We start from the raw sequence: 16,269 nt of genomic DNA, 5'->3' as shown, positions 1-16,269 counted from the left end.
CTCCGAAGGGTAGCATCGCGGCCACCGGGCGACGGGGTGCGGCGATCAGCGTGCCGCACCCCGTCACCCCCCTCCCCCTGGTGTGATGCATGGCTCTACGCCACCCCCGCGTAGCGGCCGTAGCGCAGCCCCGCCCCCGCCACGACCGACTGCGCCGCCACCCCGGCCGAGCCGGCCGCCGGCAGCGCGTCGGCGATCGCCGCGGCCACGAACGGCGCCGCGAACGACGTGCCGCTCCACCGGGCCCAGCCGTCCGGGAAGCCCTCGTGATGCACGTACGTGCTCAGCACGTCGGCCCCCGGTGCGGCCAGCGTCACCCACGGCCCGGTGTTGCTCCAGTCGCAGATGCGCCGGCCGTCGTGTGCGGCGACCGCGACCACGCGCCGCCGCCACGGCACGCCCGTCCCGGCATACGCGGCGGGCCAGAACGGCCGGTCGTGCCGGCCGTCGTTCCCGGCCGCCGCCACGACCACCCGGTCACCGCTCGTCAGCAGGCCCCCCAGCGCCGCTGTGAGCAGGACCGGAGGCCGGTCGTCCAGCGAGTATCCCCCCAGCGAGAGATTGACGATCGGATCGTCGCCCGCCTGCCGGAGGGCCGCGACCAGGTCGCTCTCCCGGCACACCCCGAACGTGTCGACGATCCGCACCACTCTCGGCCGCACCCGCTGGGACCGGCCCAGCATCACGCCGGCGACGAAGTTCGCGTGTCCCGCGTCGCCCTGGCGCACCCCGTCGCCGTCGTCGTCACCGGGTTCGAAGTCGTCGGTGACGTACCGCTCCTTCGGCAGCGGGCTGTTGAGCCACACCCCCGTGTCGAGCACCAGCACGCGCACCCCGCCGGTGTCCCCGGGCCGGGTCAGCGCGCCGGGCGGCGCCGGTCGCGGCGATCCGTAGGCCCCGGCGTGCGCGAACGGCGTCGAGACGAACACGTGGTTGGGCGAGGCGGCGACGCGGGTGTCCCCGGCCGCCTCCGCCTGCACCCGCACCCGCCGCGCGGCTCGCGCGACGTCCAGCCCCTCGACCCGGACCCGCCGCAGCCCGTCCGGGACGTCCCCCTCCTCGATGACGTCCCGATCGGACAGCCCCTGCTCGGCGAACGCCTGGCGGGCGGTGGCGAAGTGCTCGGCGAGCACGACGAGCTCGTCGGCGACGAAGCGCACCGGCGTGCCGTCGGCCCGGTCCTCCCGGCGAACCCATGGCAGGCCGGCGAGTCGCCGGGCGCGTCGTTCGCGCCACTCGTCCGGGGCCATGCCGTTCCCCCCTTGCGTTTCCGGTCTTGCCGCCAGGTCGCTGTTCGCTCCCGACATACGTGAGGGGAGGCGGCGGGCTCCTGATACATAGGCCCCGGGTGTTTTCTGTCGTACCTCCACGGCATGATGAGGCCCGTGGCGAGCATCGATCAGCAGACGGTGACCCGGGAGCTTCAGGTCCTCGAGGTGACCAGCGGCGACAAGATGGCGACGGTCCGTCCGGACGACACCGTGACCATCGGCCGCGACGCCGCCAACGACCTGGTGGTCGAGGGCACTCTGATCTCCCGGCGGCACGCCGAGGTGATCTGGAACGACGACGGCTGGTTCCTGCGCGACCTGGGCAGCCGCAACGGCGTCTACTCGGGCGGCGAGAAGGCGGCCTTCGTCGCCGCGACCGACGGCGGCGAGGTCCACCTCGGCTCGGCCGACGGCCCCGCGGTCACGTTCAAGGTCGTCACCATCACGGAGCGTCTGCCGGTCCAGCCCTCCCCGCCGCAGCAGCCCTCGCCGCAGCAGCCCTCGGCGCAGCAGCGCGAGGCCACCCAGCACGAGTTCGGCGCCGGGCGCATCCGCATCGGCCGCGGCGCCGACAACGACATCGTGCTCAGCGACCTGCGCAGCTCACGCAACCACGCCGAGCTACGCCGCACCCAGACCGGCGGCTTCGAGGTGGTCGACCTCGGCAGCCGCAACGGCACCTTCCACAACGGCAAGCAGATCACCCGCCAGGACATGACCCCCGGCGACATGATCTCGATCGGCAAGCACGAGTTCATCTTCGACGGCGCCCGCCTCCACGAGTTCGAGGACGCCGGCCCCTCCTCGCTCATCGCCGACGACCTCACCGTGCGGATCAAGGACGCGATCCTCCTTGACGACGTGAGCTTCGCCCTGGCCGAGGGCAGCCTGCTGGCCATCATCGGCCCCTCCGGCTGCGGCAAGTCCACCCTGGTCAAGGCGGTCGCCGGGCTGCGGCCGGCCACCCAGGGCGCGGTCCGCTACGACGGCCGCGACCTCTACGCCGACTACGCCGAGCTGCGCTACCGCATCGGCATGGTCCCGCAGGACGACGTGCTGCACCGCCAGCTCACCGTCCGCCGCGCCCTGCGCTTCGCGGCCGCCCTGCGCTTCGCCGACGACGTCCCGCGCAAGGAACGCCGCGCCCGCGTCGCCGAGGTCCTGAAGACCCTCAACCTCACCGAACGCGCCAAGCAGCGCATCGACAGCCTCTCCGGCGGCCAGCGCAAGCGCGTCTCGGTCGCGCTGGAGCTGCTGACCGAGCCGAGCCTGCTCTTCCTCGACGAGCCCACGTCCGGCCTCGACCCGGCCCTGGACAAGGAGGTCATGGAGGAGCTGCGCGACCTGGCCGACAAGGGCCGCACGGTCGCCGTCGTCACGCACAACGTGATGCACCTCGACCTCACCGACCGCGTGCTCGTGCTCACGGTCGGCGGCCGCATGGGCTACTTCGGGCCGCCCGGCGAGGTGCTGGACTTCTTCGGCGCCGAGGACTACGCCGAGGTCTTCCGCGAGGTGACGAACAACGCGGAGCACTGGACGCGCAAATACCGCTCGTCGGAGTTGTACACGCGCTACGTGACCGAGCAGATCGCCGAGGCCCCGCCGCCGAAGCCTGAGGTGGTCGACGTGCCGATCCCGGCGCAGCGGGTCGCCGCTGCTCCTGCCGCCGCTCCTGCCGGTGTTCCTGCCGGTGTTCCTGCCGTTTCTCCTCCGGCCGGGACTTCCTCGGGCGGGTCTTCGTTGAGCGGCGCTCCCGGTGCCACGACGGCGGTGGGGGAGTCCACGGCCGAGCAGTCGATGCCCGCGCGTCCTTCGGGTTCGCCTGGTTCCTCGGCTTCGGCGGGCCCGGTCGAGTCCTCGACGTCCTCGCCGTCTTCGCCGTCCTCGCCGTCCTCGCCGTCTTCGCCGTCCTCGCCGTCTTCGCCGTCTTCGTCGTCCAAGGCGGTCGGCCGGGCGCGGGTCAGGCTCGGCGGGGCGTCGCTGCGCAGCCGGGTCGTGCACCCCGCGGCGCCGATCCGGCAGTTCCTCACCCTGTGCCTGCGGATGCTGTGGGTGATCGGCGCCGACCGCGGCCTGAGCGTCTTCCTGCTCGGCCTGCCGCTGGCGCTGGCGCTGCTCACCCGCACCGTTCCGGGGGAGAACGGCCTGGCCCCCGGCCTGACCCGCTACAGCCTGGAGGCCCAGCGCCTCCTCGTGGTCCTGGCCGTGGGCGCCGCCTTCCTCGGCACCGCGGCCGCCATCCGCGAGCTGGTCAACGAGTCGACCATCTACAAACGCGAGCGGGCGGTGGGGCTGTCGGCGGGCGCGTACCTGGCGTCGAAGGTCTTCGTCTTCTCCCTGATCATCATCGTCCAGACCGCCCTGTTCAGCTGGCTGGCCCTGCTCGGCAAGAACCCGCCGAAGGACCCGCTGATCTTCAAGGAGTACTGGCTGGTCGAGATCACCATCCCGGTCGCGCTGGTCGCCCTGGCCTCGATGGCGTTCGGCCTGCTGGTCAGCGCCCTGGTCAAGACGACCGAACAGACCACCCCGGTCCTGGTGGTCGCGGTGATGGCCCAGCTGGTCCTGTCCGGCGGCCTGTTCGAACTGGGCGGCCAGAAGGTCCTGGAGCAGATCTCCTGGCTCTTCCCCACCCGCTGGGGCATGGCCGCCGGCGGCTCGACGGTGGACCTGCAGTCGATGATCCCGTTCAAGGACGCCCTGTGGGAGCACACCGCCGGCGCGTGGTGGCGCTCGGTGCTCATCCTGCTCCTGCAGATTGTCATCCTGATCGGCCTGGCCCGGCTGGCCCTGCGCCGCTCGGAGCCCGGCCGCTCGTAACCACGCCGCACCTTGGGTCGTTCGCCGCACCGCCGCACCGCCGCACCGCCGCACCGCCGCACCGCCGCACCGCCGCACCGCCGCACCGCCGCACCGCCGCACCGCCGCACCGCCGCACCGCCGCACCGCCGCACCGCCGCACCGCCGCACCGCCGCACCGCCGCACCGCCGCACCGCCGCACCGCCGCACCGCCGCACCGCCGCACCGCCGCACCGCCGCACCGCCGCACCGCCGCACCGCCGCACCGCCGCACCGCCGCACCGCCGCACCGCCGCACCGCCGCACCGCCGCGAGTCCGGCCTGGCCACGCTGTCGGCGCCCGCCGCCGACAGCGTGATCCGGCCGGTCGTGCCCAGACGGTGGCCCGCGGTAGGTACGTCGACGCGCTCGGTGACGGCGGTCGTGGCGTCCCGGCGTGGCATCGCGCTGTGGCATCGCGCTGTGGCATCCGGTCATGCCGGGCGGGGTTTCGAGGGGCGTCGGCGGGGGAGCGTGGGTTCGGTCCGGGCGGCGGGCGGCCACCCCCTGCCAGGGTCAGCGGCGCGGGTGGGGAATATCGTTTGCCCGGCTAAGGAAAACTCGAACGACGGAGTGCAGACCAATGTCAGATGCGATCCGTGCCGAGACCGTGTTCATCGGCGACGAGCAGATTCAGGCGTACCGGGCCCGGCCGGTCGACGAGACCCCAGTGCCCGGCGTGGTCGTCATCCACCACCTGCCCGGGTACGACGAGGCCACCAAGGAGATGGTGCGCAAGTTCGCCGTGAACGGGTATTCGGCGATCTGCCCCAACCTGTACTGGCGCGAAGCCCCCGACGCCTCGCCCGACGATGCCTCGGCGTTCGTGCGCGGGCAGGGCGGGATTCCGGACGAGCAGATCATCAAGGACGTCGCCACGGCCGCCGCGGCCCTTCGGGCGCTGGACAACGCGAACGGCAAGGTCGGCGTGATCGGGCACTGCTCCGGCGGGCGGCAGGCGCTGCTCGTCTCCACCGCCGTCGACCTGAACGCCGCGGTGGACTGCTACGGGGCGTTCGCGCTGGAGGCGCCGCCGACCGGGTTTCCGCTCAAGGTGACCTCGATCGCGGATCGGCTCGGGGACGTGCGGTGTCCGGTGCTCGGGCTGTTCGGGGACGACGACAAGTTCCCGACGCCGGAGGAGGTGGCTCGGCTCGCCGGGCTCATGGCCGAGCACGGGAAGAGCTTCGAGCAGCACAGCTACGCGGGTGCCGGGCACGCGTTCTTCTCGGTGGACCGGCCCGCGTACCGGCCCGAGGCGGCCGTCGACGGGTGGCAGCGCATCTTCGCGTTCTTCAACCAGCACCTCGGAGGCTGACCGGCATGTGCACCTACGAGACCGAGATGGTCGACATCGAGGGCGCCGGCAAGGGCGCGAACGGCTGGTTCGACGTGACCCGGGCGGCCGTGTACGTCGATCATCCGGTGCACGCCCAGTTCGGGCACACCCTGAACATCGACTTCGCCAACCCCGCCCTGGGGCCGTCGGCGCGGGTCGCGGTCGAGCTCACCGAGGAGGCCGCCCTCGCCCTGGTCGCCGCGATCCAGCAGGCCCTGGCCAACGCCCCGGCCGGGATGGCCAGCGCCAACGCGCCCGTCTAACGAAAACGACTCTAACGAAACGACTCTAACGAAAACGACGGGTCCGGATATAAGGGATATTTCCGGACCCGTCGCCGCCTGCGTCCGAAGTGGACCTACCGGAACGCGAGATCGCGGAGCAGGATCGGAGGCATGGGCGTCTATCGCGACACGTACCAGCGCAGCCTCGCCGATCCCGAGTGGTTCTGGCGCGACGCCGCCGCCGCGGTCGAGTGGACGCGGATGCCCATCAGGGTGCTGGACGGCGACCGCCCGCCGTTCTACCGGTGGTTCCCCGATGCCGAGCTCAACACCTGCCACAACGCGCTCGATCGGCACATCGAGCGCGGGCGGGGCGACGACCTGGCGCTCGTGTACGACAGCCCGGTCAGTGGCACGATCAGGCGGTACACCTTCGGAAAACTGCGGGACGAGGTCGCCTTGTTCGCGGGTGCCCTGCGGGCGCTCGGCGTGACCAAGGGCGATCGCGTGGTGATCTACATGGCCATGGTGCCCGAGGCCGTGGTCGCCATGCTGGCCTGCGCGCGGCTCGGGGCGATCCACTCGGTGGTGTTCGGCGGGTTCGGGCCGAAGGAGCTGGCCGCCCGGATCGACGATGCCAAGCCCACGGTCGTCGTGGCCACGTCGTGCGGGATCGAGCCGAGCCGGGTGGTCGAATACAAGCCGCTGCTGGACGCCGCCCTCGACGAGGCGACCCACCGGCCCGAGCACGTCGTGGTCCTGCAGCGCGAGCAGGCCCCGGCCCGGTTGCGCGACGGTGAGCTGACCTGGGAGCAGGCAACCGCAAACGCCAAACCCGCGGATATCGTACCGGTTGATGCCACCGACCCCCTCTACGTCCTGTACACGTCGGGGACGACCGGCCGGCCCAAGGGCATCGTGCGCGACAACGGCGGCCATGCGGTCGCGCTGACCTGGTCGATGGCGAACATCTTCGCGTGCGGGCCGGGCGACGTGTTCTGGGCCGCGTCCGACGTCGGATGGGTCGTCGGGCACTCCTACATCGTGTACGCCCCACTGCTGGCCGGCGCGACCACCGTGCTGTACGAGGGCAAACCGGTCGGCACCCCGGACGCCGGCGCGTTCTGGCGGGTCGTCCGGGAGCACGGCGTCAACGTGCTGTTCACGGCCCCCACCGCGATCCGCGCCATCCGCAAGGAGGACCCGGCCACCACCCGGCTCGAGCTGCCCAGCCTGCGCGCGCTGTTCCTGGCGGGGGAGCGGCTCGACCCGCAGACGTACGAGTGGGCGGGTCAGCGCCTCGGCGTGCCGGTGATCGACAACTGGTGGCAGACGGAGACCGGCTGGCCGATCGCGGCGAGCCCGCGCGGCCTGGAGGAGCTGCCGACCAAGCCCGGTTCCCCATCGGTACCGGTGCCCGGCTACGACATCCGCGTGCTCACCCCCGACGGGCAGGACGCCGCGCCCGGCACGGACGGCGCCATCGCGATCCGGCTGCCGCTCCCGCCCGGGTGCCTGCCGACGCTGTGGGGCGACGACGAGCGGTACGTCCAGTCCTACCTCTCCGCCTACCCCGGCCACTACCTCACCGGCGACGGCGGGCGGTTCGACGAGGACGGGTACCTCTACGTCATGGGCCGCACCGACGACGTCATCAACGTCGCCGGCCACCGCCTGTCCACCGGCGCGATGGAGGAGGTGCTCGCGGCCCATCCGGCGGTCGCCGAGTGCGCCGTCATCGGCGTCGACGACGAGCTCAAGGGCCAGGTCCCGCGCGGGTTCGTGGTGCTCAAGGCGGGCGTGGACACCCCGGCCGAGACGGTCGCGGGCGAGCTCGTGCGGCTGGTCCGGGACCGGATCGGGGCCGTCGCGAGCCTGCGCAGCGTGCAGGTGGTGCCGGCGCTGCCCAAGACCCGGTCGGGCAAGATCCTGCGGCGGACCATGCGGGGAATCGCCGACGGCCGGGAGGAGCCGGTGCCCTCCACGATCGAGGATCCGGCCGTGCTGGAGGCGCTGCGGCCCATTTTACAAAGCTGAGAGCGAACACGCTCACGGCGAACAGGGGATCTCAGTACGGGCGGGACGTCATACGGTTGAGGGCATGGCCGACATTGAGATTCCGTTCGACAGCGCCGTCTTCGAGCGCCTGCTCAGCAAGCGCATCATCGTGCTCGGGACCGAGGTGAACGACGAGAGCGCCAACCGCATCTGCGGCCAGCTGATCCTGCTCGCCGCCGAGGACTCCGAGCGGGACATCGCCTTCTGGATCAACTCCCCGGGCGGCTCGGTGTCCGCCGGCATGGCGATCTACGACACCATGAAGTTCATCAAGAACGACGTCTCCACGGTGGTCATGGGCATGGCCGCGTCGATGGGGCAGTTCCTGCTCTCCGCCGGCACGCCGGGCAAGCGCTACGCCCTGCCGCACTCGCGGGTCATGATGCACCAGCCCTCGGGCGGCATCGGCGGCACCGCGGCCGACATCGCCATCCAGGCCGAGCAGATGCTGTTCACGAAGAAGACCATGCAGCGGCTCATCGCCGAGCACACCGGGCAGACCTACGAGCAGATCGAGGCCGACTCGGACCGCGACCGCTGGTTCACCGCGCCCGAGGCCAAGGACTACGGCTTCGTCGACCGCGTGGTCGAGGGTGCGGAACAGCTCGCAGTTTCCTGAGCTATTGTCCCCGGACGTGAGCATTGATCGCGAAGTGGCGCCAGCGCAGGCCGGATTCGACGAGCGGCGGCTGGCCCGCCTGGACGCCCACTTCGCGCGGTACGTCGACGACGGCCGCCTGGCCGGCTGGCAGCTGGCGATCGCCCGGGACGGCAAGGTCGTGCACTCCAGCGTGTACGGCCACCGCGACGCCGAGGCCGGCACGCCCGTCGAGCCGGACACCCGGTGGCGGCTGTTCTCGATGACCAAGCCGGTCACCTCGGTCGCGGCGATGCTGCTGTGGGAGGAGGGCCTGCTCGAGCTCACCGACCCGATCAGCCGCTGGCTGCCCGAGTACCGGGACATGCGGGTCTACGACAAGGGCTCGGCCTCCCAGCCGTACACGGTGCCGGCGGTCGAGCCGATCCGGGTCTGGCACCTGCTGACCCACACGTCCGGGCTGACGTACGGCTTCCTCAACACCTCGGTCGTCGACGCGATCTACCGCCAGGCCGGCTACGACATGACCACCAAGCCGGGCGCCGACCTGGCCGAGGTGTCCCGCGACCTCGCCGCCCTGCCGCTGCTCTTCCAGCCGGGCACGGCCTGGGGCTACGGGGTCAGCACCGACGTCCTCGGCCGCCTGGTCGAGGTGGTGGCCGGGATGCCGCTGATGGACTTCGTGCGCGAGCGGATCCTCGAGCCGCTGGACATGCACGACACCACCTGGTCGGTGGCGCCCGGCGACGAGCGCATGGCCGCGTTGTACGTCCCGGGCCCCGGCGGCCGCCGCGTGCGCTTCGACGCCCTGGGCGGCCTGGCCTTCGAGGAGCCCAAGGCCCCGGCGGGCGGCGGCGGCCTGATCTCGACCGCGGCCGACTACCAGCGCTTCATGACCATGCTGCTGCGCCGCGGCGACGGCCTGCTCGCCCCGCGCACCGTGGACTTCATGACCACCAACCACCTGCCCGGCGGGGCGGATCTCGACAAGCTGCAGACCGGCGGCTTCGCCGAGACCACCTTCGAGGGCGTCGGCTTCGGGCTCGGCTTCGCGGTGGTCCGCGACCCCGTGCCGGCCCGGGTCTACAGCAGCCCCGGCACCTTCTACTGGGGCGGCGCGGCGAGCACGGCCTTCTGGATCGACCCGGTCGAGCGGCTGACCGTGGGCTTCTACACCCAGTTGGTGCCGTCGAGCACGTACCCTCTGCGTCCTCAACTGCGTCAACTGATCTACAGCGCGTTGATCGATTAGTTTTTTTCCGGATGGACTTTTTGGCGACGGGGTGTACCGCTCGATGTCCTGAAAAGCGGTGGGGGAGCTTCGCTCCACCCACACCCCCTCGAGACCGTACCGGGTCCTACGGGCGACAGACGTAGGACCTACACGAACGTGAGGCCGCCGCCGCTGGTTGTGATCTTCACTTTGTGGACCGAGGCGGGGTCGGACTTGATTTTGCCGGACTGGGTGCCGCCGTCGAGCTGGGCGTCCAGGGCGTAGCCGTCGGAGGTCAGGCGCAGGTTCACGTTGCCGCCGCCGCTGTCGATGTCGATGCGGTCCGGGGCCTGGGTGACCTTGAGGTCGACCGGGCCGCCGCCGGTGCGGGCGGTGAACTCCGGCGGGGCCAGGCCCTCGGCGTTCACGCCGCCGCCGTCGGTCTGCACGTCGACGATGCCGGTCAGGCCGGTGAGGTCGATCCGGCCGCCCGAGCTGTCCAGGCGCACGGTCAGCGTCGAGGGCATCTCCACCACGTAGGAGATCGAGCAGTCGTTCTTCGGGCAGCCGGCCGAGCCGAGCTGCAGCTCGCCGCCGTCGATGGCCTGCTTGCGGTTCGGCTTGTCGCTCTTGAACTTGTAGGTCTCGGTGACCTTGATGGTGTCCCCGCTGCCGGCCTTGACCGCGATGGCGCCGCCCTCGCTCTCCACCGCGACGACGCTGACCGCGTCCTTCACCTCGAACGCGTTGGTGGCGGTCTGCTCGGGCCCGTCCTTGGCCGGCGTGTTCGACGGCTGCGACGGCGTGCTGCAGGCGCCGAGGGCCAGCAGGACGGCGGCGGCGGGCGTGAGGACCCGCAGAGGCAGTGACTTCACGGGGCACATATTTGCACGCGGAGCGCGACGATTGTCGTTAGGGTCACCGCCGTGCATCTCGTCGACGCCGCCCACGCCCGGGCCGAAGCGAACGGCTTCGGACAGTCCTGCGAGCCGGAGGTCGGCCGCCTGCTGGCCGTGCTCGCCGCCGCCCTGCCACCCGGCGCGCGGGTGCTGGAGATCGGCACCGGCGCCGGGGTCGGCACCGCCTGGATCGCCGACGGCCTGCGGCCCCGCACCGATGTCACGGTCGTGTCGATCGAGTCCGACCCGGCCACCGCGGCGATCGCCGCGACCGGGGACTGGCCCGCGTTCGTGCACCTGCGGGTGGCCGACGCCCTCGAATACCTCACCGCGGAATCCGGCGGCTTCGATCTGATCTTCGCCGATGCCTTCGGCGGGAAGATCGAGGGGCTCGACCGTACCCTCGCAAAACTCAACCCACGGGGGACCCTCGTCGTCGACGACATGACCCCGGTCGAGGGATGGCCGGAGGACTTCCGGGCCAAGCAGGACGGGGTGCGCCGGACCCTGCTCGCCGATCCGCACCTGGTCGCGACCGAGCTGGCCTGCGGCTCCGGCGTGATCATCGGCGTCCGTCGACACCTGGCGGACTGAACGGCCCCACGCGGGGTCGGCCGCCCGGCCGCTGACAGCCACCGAGCCGGATCGGTACCGTCACACCCGATGAGTGCGGTCGTGCTGGCCCTGCACGGGCTGCTGGTGGAAGGTACCGTCGCGACCATCGAGCCGGTCCTCGCCGGGCTCCTGGTCGCCGACGAGCCGCGACTGGTGCTGGACGTCTCCCAGGTCACGGTGTGCGACACGACCGGCGCCGAGCTGCTCGTCGGGGTCGCCGGGATGGCCCGCGCCCGCGGCGGCGAGCTGCGCCTGGCCGCACCGTCGCCCGCGATCCGCTCGTGGCTCGGCATCGCGGCCGGGATGAGCGGGATCGCCACCTTCGCCACCGTCGAGGGCGCCATCGAGGCCGACCCGCGCGACCTGCTCGGCCCGGCCGTCCTGCCGCCGGCCGACTGCGTCGACGACGACCCGCCGCCGCCCCTGACCGCGGATCCACACCGATCGGCTCCCCATGGCCGACCCAGGTGGAGGGTCAACCCTTCGGGCCGCGCACGATCACGCCGAGGTCCCGCATCACCGCGTCGGTGAGGCCCGGCAGCTGGGCGGGCTCGATGGTCACCCCGCGCAGGCTGGTCATCCCGCTGACCTCCGAGAGCTGATTGCCACGCAGGTCGGCCCCGCGCAGGTCGCAGCTCTCGAACGACATCTGGCGCAGCCGGCAGCCCTGCATCGCCGCGAACGGCAGCACGCAGTCGCGCAGGTTGGTGTTCACGAGCACGCACCCCACGAACCCGGTCGGACCGGTGGTGTTCACCTCGTCGAGCGACGCCCCGTCCAGCCGGCACCCCTCGAACAGCACGTCGCTTAGCTTCGTCTCGGCCAGGTTGGCCCACGTCAGCTTGCAGTTGACGAAGTGCACCCGCTCCAGCGTCAGGCCGGTCAGCCGGGCCGCGGTGAAGTCGACCTTCTCGAACCGGCAGCCGCTGATCGCCACGTCCTCCCAGATCACCCCGTTGAGGTCGAGGTTCTCCAGGTGGGAGCGGCGCAGCCGGGCGTCGATCAGGGTGCTGCGGATGGCCCGCCCGGTCTGCACGTGGGCCTCGTTGAGGTTGCCGCCCCACGGCGCGCTGACCGGTTCCAGCTCGCCGGGGTCGAACGCGGGAAGCTCGATCTCGATGTCGTGCACGCTGCGCGTCGCCACGTGCTCACCGTAAAGGGTGAGCCGAGCGTGTGGCACGTAGGCTGTCAGGTCATGAGCGAAGCGGGAGTGCGCCCTCGGGTCGACGGGCGCACATTACGGGCCGAGCGCACCCGGCGGGCGATCACGGACGCGCACTTCGCGCTGATCGAGGAGGGTGAGCTGCGGCCCACCGCCGAGCGCATCGCCGAGCGGGCCGGGGTGTCCCTGCGCGCGCTGTGGACCAACTTCAAGGACATGGAGGGCCTGTTCGCGGCGGCCGGCGAGCGGCTCATGGAGCGGCAGCGGGCCGAGCACCGCCCGATCCCGCCCGAGCTGCCCCTCGACGAGCGCATCGAGCGCTACTGCGAGCAACGGGCCCGCCTGCTGGAGCTCATCGCCCCGGCCGCCCGCGCCGCGCGGATCCGTGAGCCGTTCTCCGCTCAACTGCGCAAGAACCGTCTCTGGTACCTCACGATCGCCCGCGAAGAAATCCAGACCCTCTTCGCCCCGGAGCTGGCCGCGGCCGGCCCCGGCGCCGCGGAGATCGTCGACGCGCTGACCGTCGCCGCAACGTTCGCCGGCTGGTCGATGTGGCGCGACGAGCTGCACCTCGACGTTCCGGGTGCCACCGCCGTGCTGCGGCGCGTGGTGACCGCGCTGCTGCCGGTCGCAGCCCCGGCATAGTGGCGGACGCCACGGCCGCGCCGCGCCGTGCAGCGCTGTGCCGTGCTGCGTCGTGTCGTGCCGCGTCGTGCCGTGCTGCGTCGTGCCGTGCTGCGTCGTGCCGTGCTGCGTCGTGCCGTGCTGCGTCGTGACCGCGTTGCTGCCGGTCGCGGCCTCGGCGTAGTGGCGGGCATCACTGGACTGCTGCGGCGTGTGGTGACGGCGCTGCTACCGGCCGCTGCCTCGGCATAAGTTTGGCTTAGACCGTCGTTAATTCGGCTTCCGGGGGCGAATCCGGCGCTCCGGGCCTTCTAGTGTCTGTTGCGGCTTTGACTACAGGCGCGCATGGAGGCCTCAGGTGGACCGCTTCGACCGACACGACTCGTATGGCGCCGACAACGGCCGCTACGACGACCGCGGCGGCTACGGCGACTGGGGCAACCAGGGCAACGGCCACGCCGACCAGGGCAACGGCAACTGGGGCGACCAGGGCGGCTACCAGCAGGGCGGCGGCTACCGCGACGACCAGCGCGGCGGCTACCAGGAGCCCGGCCAATACCAGGAGCCGAGCCGCTACTCCGGTGGCGAGTACGGCGACTACCAGGGCGCCCCCGACCCTGACGAGCTGCAGAACCGCCGCGGGAACCGGATGCTGCTCGCCGCCGGCATCGGCGCGGCCGCGCTCGTGGTTGTCGGGGCGGTCGCCTTCGGCGGCTCGATGCTGCTGTCCAAGTCCTCGAACGCGGCTCCGCAGGCGAACGTCGCGGCGGGGGCTTCGGCGAGTACCGATGCCAACGGAAACCTGCTCGGGGACGTGGCCGGCGACCCGAACGCGGCCGGCTCCAGCAGCCCGGCCGAGAACGCGGCGACGTCCGCCGCGCCGGCGCCCACCACCAAGGCGCCGACCACCGCCGCCGCCCCGAAGACCACGCAGCCGACGGCCAAGAAGACCACGGCCGCGCCGGGCGGGACCAGCAACAGCGCGTACGAGGCCCAGGTCCTGGCGATCACGAACGCCGAGCGGGCCAAGGCCGGCTGCGGGCCGCTCGCCTTCAACGCCAAGCTGCGCGCGGCCGCGTACAAGCACTCGGCCGACATGGCGGCCAACAACTACTTCTCGCACGACTCCCAGGACGGGACGTCCTTCGCCACGCGGATCACGAACGAGGGATACCGCTGGTCGGGTGCGGCCGAGAACATCGCCAAGGGCCAGCGCACCCCGGAAGAGGTCATGAACGCCTGGATGAACAGCTCCGGGCACCGGGCCAACATCCTCAACTGCAAGCTCAAGGATCTCGGCGTCGGCCTTGCCTACCAGGGCAAGACGGCCATCTGGACCCAGGACTTCGGCACCCAGATGTAGCGCCCGCCGACCGACGTATCGATCGGTACCGACAGGTAATTTGCCTCGTCCGTCCGGATGTGGTGCCGCAGCGCAGCGTCGGGCACCGTACACATGCGGCGATGATCCCTGCCCAGCACGGGTGGCGCGTTGCTCATCGACGTGCCAGACTCACCGCGATCAGTGCTTACGGTGCCCGTGCGGATTACTCAGTCACCTACCCCCACGGGTGCGTACGACCCGAATCTGAAGCATTCGCTGTAGTACAGCAGGGGGTACAACGTGTTCGCTGCTCCCCAGCGGCGGAGGCTCGCGGCCTTGGCGGCCGCGGCGCTCCTCGGCCTGGGACTGACGATGGTGGAAGCCTCACCGGCCGCCGCGGCCGGTGTCGGGTATGTCCGCCTGGCCCACCTGTCGCCCGACACTCCGGCGGTCGACGTCTATCTCAGCTCCACCTCCGGGGCCATCCCGCAGCAGAAGTTCGACGCTGTCGCGTATGGCACTGTCTCCAAGTACCTGCCGCTACCGCCCGGGACCTACGCGGTGGCGATGCGCAAGAAGGGCGACCCGGCCTCGGCCGCGCCGGTGCTGAGCACCCAGGCGACGGTGGAGGAGGGCAAGGCCTACACGGTCGCCGGCACCGGCAAGTTCGCCGATCTGGGCCTGCGCGTCATCGCCGACGACCTGGGCCTGCCCGACTCCGGCAAGGCCAAGGTCCGGGTCATCCAGGCCTCGGTCAAGCAGCCGTTCCTGGACGTCTCGGTCTCCGGCGGCTCGAAGATCGCCGAGAACGTCCAGTTCGCCACGACGACCTCGTACCAGACGGTCGACCCGGGCCGCTGGACGCTGCGCCTGGCCGCGCCGAGCGCCACGAGCGCCGCGACGACGGTCACGGCGCCGCTCAAGGCCGGCGCGGTGTACTCGCTGATCATCCTCGACGGCGCCGGCGGCCTCACCGCGCAGCTGCGCACGGACGCCTCCAGCAGCGGCGTCCCCGAGGGCGGCGTGGACACCGGGGCGGGCGGCACGGCGAACGACGGGATGAGCCCGCTGTTGCCGATCGGTGCGGGCGCGGTCGTGCTCCTGCTGGCCGCGGGCGGCTTCCTCGTCTGGCGGCGGCGCGCGAAGGCGCCGGCGGCGGCGTAGCTTCGCTGTAACGGGAGCGGCGGCGGGCGATCGTCCGCCGCCGCTCGAACCCGGCGCATTGGGGAAGTGATCAGGGTGGCGAGGGTCGTCCGGCATCGGTCGCGCCGGCGGCTGCACCTGACCGCGACCCGCCGCCGGACCCTGATGCTGATCGGCTGCGTGCTGGCCCTGGCCGCGCCGATGATCGTGGGGGCGGCGGCCCTGGTCGGGCGCCGGGTCGACATCGACGCGGGCGACGCCACCTGGATCGTGCCGCACAGCATCGACCTCTCGGCGGCGTCGGCGTCCCCGGACGCGCCGCCGACCCGGCTGAAGATCCCGAAGCTCAGCGTCGACACCCCGCTCGAGGATCTGCGGATGGACGGGTCCGGGGTGTTGGAGAGCCCGAAGGTGTACGGCGAGGCGGGCTGGTTCACCGGCGGCACGTACCCGGGCGACGCGGGCCCGGCGGTGCTGGCCGGGCACGTGGACTCCAAGACCGGCCCGGCGGTCTTCTTCCGCCTGCACGAGCTCGCCCCGGGCGACCTGGTGGACGTCCAGCGGGGCGACGGCTGGCTGACGTTCCGGGTGACGGCGAGCGAGCACTACGCCAAGGCCCAGTTCCCGAGCGCCAAGGTCTACGGGCCGACGCCGGTGCCGGAGCTGCGGCTGATCACCTGTGGCGGGGCGTTCGACCAGTCGCGCCACTCGTACCGCGACAACCTGGTCGTCTACGCGGTGCTGGCCTGAACCGGTGCTGGCCTGCACGAGAACGTTTAGGGTCGGTGTGCCAGGTCGCCTCGCGGCGATAGGCGCAACACGGCTCCAGCCGAACGGTATTCCGTGAAGGCAGTGTGGTGAGGCCCGGGGACACACAGCACACCGACTCCCTGAACACTAGCGCGCGAGATCGGCATCGTCCCGCGATCGGCCGATGCGCCATCTCACAGGGGCATT

General features: G+C 71.8%; 15 protein-coding genes. 12 read left to right on the top strand and 3 right to left on the bottom strand.

Annotated elements, in window-relative coordinates:
- Positions 1-95: 95 nt before the first annotated feature.
- Positions 96-1,250, bottom strand: coding sequence for a S8 family peptidase (locus tag ACQP00_RS42965; protein WP_433208269.1), 1,155 nt, complete (start codon positions 1,248-1,250; stop codon positions 96-98).
- Positions 1,251-1,385: 135 nt separating this feature from the next.
- Between ACQP00_RS42965 and ACQP00_RS42960 the strand changes: the two genes are divergently transcribed.
- The 6 genes from ACQP00_RS42960 to ACQP00_RS42935 all read left to right on the top strand — a co-directional run bounded on the left by ACQP00_RS42960 (position 1,386) and on the right by ACQP00_RS42935 (position 9,584).
- Positions 1,386-4,094, top strand: a complete 2,709-nt coding sequence (locus ACQP00_RS42960; RefSeq protein WP_433208266.1) for an ATP-binding cassette domain-containing protein — start codon at positions 1,386-1,388, stop codon at positions 4,092-4,094.
- 602 nt (positions 4,095-4,696) lie between these two features.
- Positions 4,697-5,431: a dienelactone hydrolase family protein gene (locus ACQP00_RS42955; protein WP_433208263.1), complete on the top strand. Its 735-nt coding sequence runs from the start codon at positions 4,697-4,699 to the stop codon at positions 5,429-5,431.
- Positions 5,432-5,436: 5 nt separating this feature from the next.
- Positions 5,437-5,715 carry a DUF6295 family protein gene (locus tag ACQP00_RS42950; RefSeq protein ID WP_433208260.1) on the top strand — a complete coding sequence of 93 codons (279 nt, stop codon included), beginning with the start codon at positions 5,437-5,439 and terminating at the stop codon, positions 5,713-5,715.
- A 132-nt stretch (positions 5,716-5,847) separates the two neighbouring features.
- Entirely contained in the window at positions 5,848-7,713 is a 1,866-nt protein-coding gene (locus ACQP00_RS42945) for a propionyl-CoA synthetase (RefSeq protein ID WP_433208257.1), read from the top strand.
- A 64-nt stretch (positions 7,714-7,777) separates the two neighbouring features.
- Complete coding sequence (locus ACQP00_RS42940; protein ID WP_433208254.1) at positions 7,778-8,353, top strand: ATP-dependent Clp protease proteolytic subunit; 576 nt, start codon at positions 7,778-7,780, stop codon at positions 8,351-8,353.
- Between the two features lie 16 nt (positions 8,354-8,369).
- The gene (locus tag ACQP00_RS42935; RefSeq protein ID WP_433208251.1) at positions 8,370-9,584 is read left to right on the top strand and encodes a serine hydrolase domain-containing protein; all 1,215 of its coding nucleotides are present in this window, start codon (positions 8,370-8,372) and stop codon (positions 9,582-9,584) included.
- A gap of 128 nt (positions 9,585-9,712) precedes the next feature.
- On the opposite strand, the gene ACQP00_RS42930 is transcribed toward ACQP00_RS42935, so the two are convergent.
- Positions 9,713-10,420 (bottom strand): hypothetical protein, encoded by a 708-nt coding sequence (locus tag ACQP00_RS42930; protein WP_433208248.1) that lies wholly within the window; start codon positions 10,418-10,420, stop codon positions 9,713-9,715.
- Positions 10,421-10,471: 51 nt separating this feature from the next.
- Between ACQP00_RS42930 and ACQP00_RS42925 the strand changes: the two genes are divergently transcribed.
- Both ACQP00_RS42925 and ACQP00_RS42920 read left to right on the top strand, forming a co-directional pair.
- Positions 10,472-11,038: an O-methyltransferase gene (locus ACQP00_RS42925; protein ID WP_433208245.1), complete on the top strand. Its 567-nt coding sequence runs from the start codon at positions 10,472-10,474 to the stop codon at positions 11,036-11,038.
- Positions 11,039-11,107: 69 nt separating this feature from the next.
- Complete coding sequence (locus ACQP00_RS42920; RefSeq protein ID WP_433208242.1) at positions 11,108-11,590, top strand: STAS domain-containing protein; 483 nt, start codon at positions 11,108-11,110, stop codon at positions 11,588-11,590.
- On the opposite strand, the gene ACQP00_RS42915 is transcribed toward ACQP00_RS42920, so the two are convergent.
- On the bottom strand, positions 11,535-12,203 hold the full coding sequence (locus ACQP00_RS42915; protein ID WP_433208239.1) for a pentapeptide repeat-containing protein: 669 nt from the start codon (positions 12,201-12,203) through the stop codon (positions 11,535-11,537). The genes ACQP00_RS42920 and ACQP00_RS42915 overlap by 56 nt on opposite strands.
- A gap of 51 nt (positions 12,204-12,254) precedes the next feature.
- Between ACQP00_RS42915 and ACQP00_RS42910 the strand changes: the two genes are divergently transcribed.
- The 4 genes from ACQP00_RS42910 (at position 12,255) to ACQP00_RS42895 (ending at position 16,062) form a co-directional block, all read left to right on the top strand.
- Positions 12,255-12,866: a TetR/AcrR family transcriptional regulator gene (locus ACQP00_RS42910; protein WP_433208236.1), complete on the top strand. Its 612-nt coding sequence runs from the start codon at positions 12,255-12,257 to the stop codon at positions 12,864-12,866.
- A gap of 337 nt (positions 12,867-13,203) precedes the next feature.
- The gene (locus tag ACQP00_RS42905; protein ID WP_433208233.1) at positions 13,204-14,208 is read left to right on the top strand and encodes a CAP domain-containing protein; all 1,005 of its coding nucleotides are present in this window, start codon (positions 13,204-13,206) and stop codon (positions 14,206-14,208) included.
- Positions 14,209-14,469: 261 nt separating this feature from the next.
- Complete coding sequence (locus ACQP00_RS42900; RefSeq protein WP_433208230.1) at positions 14,470-15,333, top strand: DUF4397 domain-containing protein; 864 nt, start codon at positions 14,470-14,472, stop codon at positions 15,331-15,333.
- A gap of 75 nt (positions 15,334-15,408) precedes the next feature.
- Positions 15,409-16,062 carry a class F sortase gene (locus ACQP00_RS42895; RefSeq protein WP_433208227.1) on the top strand — a complete coding sequence of 218 codons (654 nt, stop codon included), beginning with the start codon at positions 15,409-15,411 and terminating at the stop codon, positions 16,060-16,062.
- Positions 16,063-16,269 lie beyond the last annotated feature (207 nt).

Source organism: Dactylosporangium sp. CS-047395 (genome assembly GCF_050942185.1).
Lineage (GTDB): Bacteria > Actinomycetota > Actinomycetes > Mycobacteriales > Micromonosporaceae > Dactylosporangium.
The sequence above is the reverse complement of the archived record's forward strand: the minus strand, read 5'-3'. Positions and strand labels throughout refer to the sequence as shown.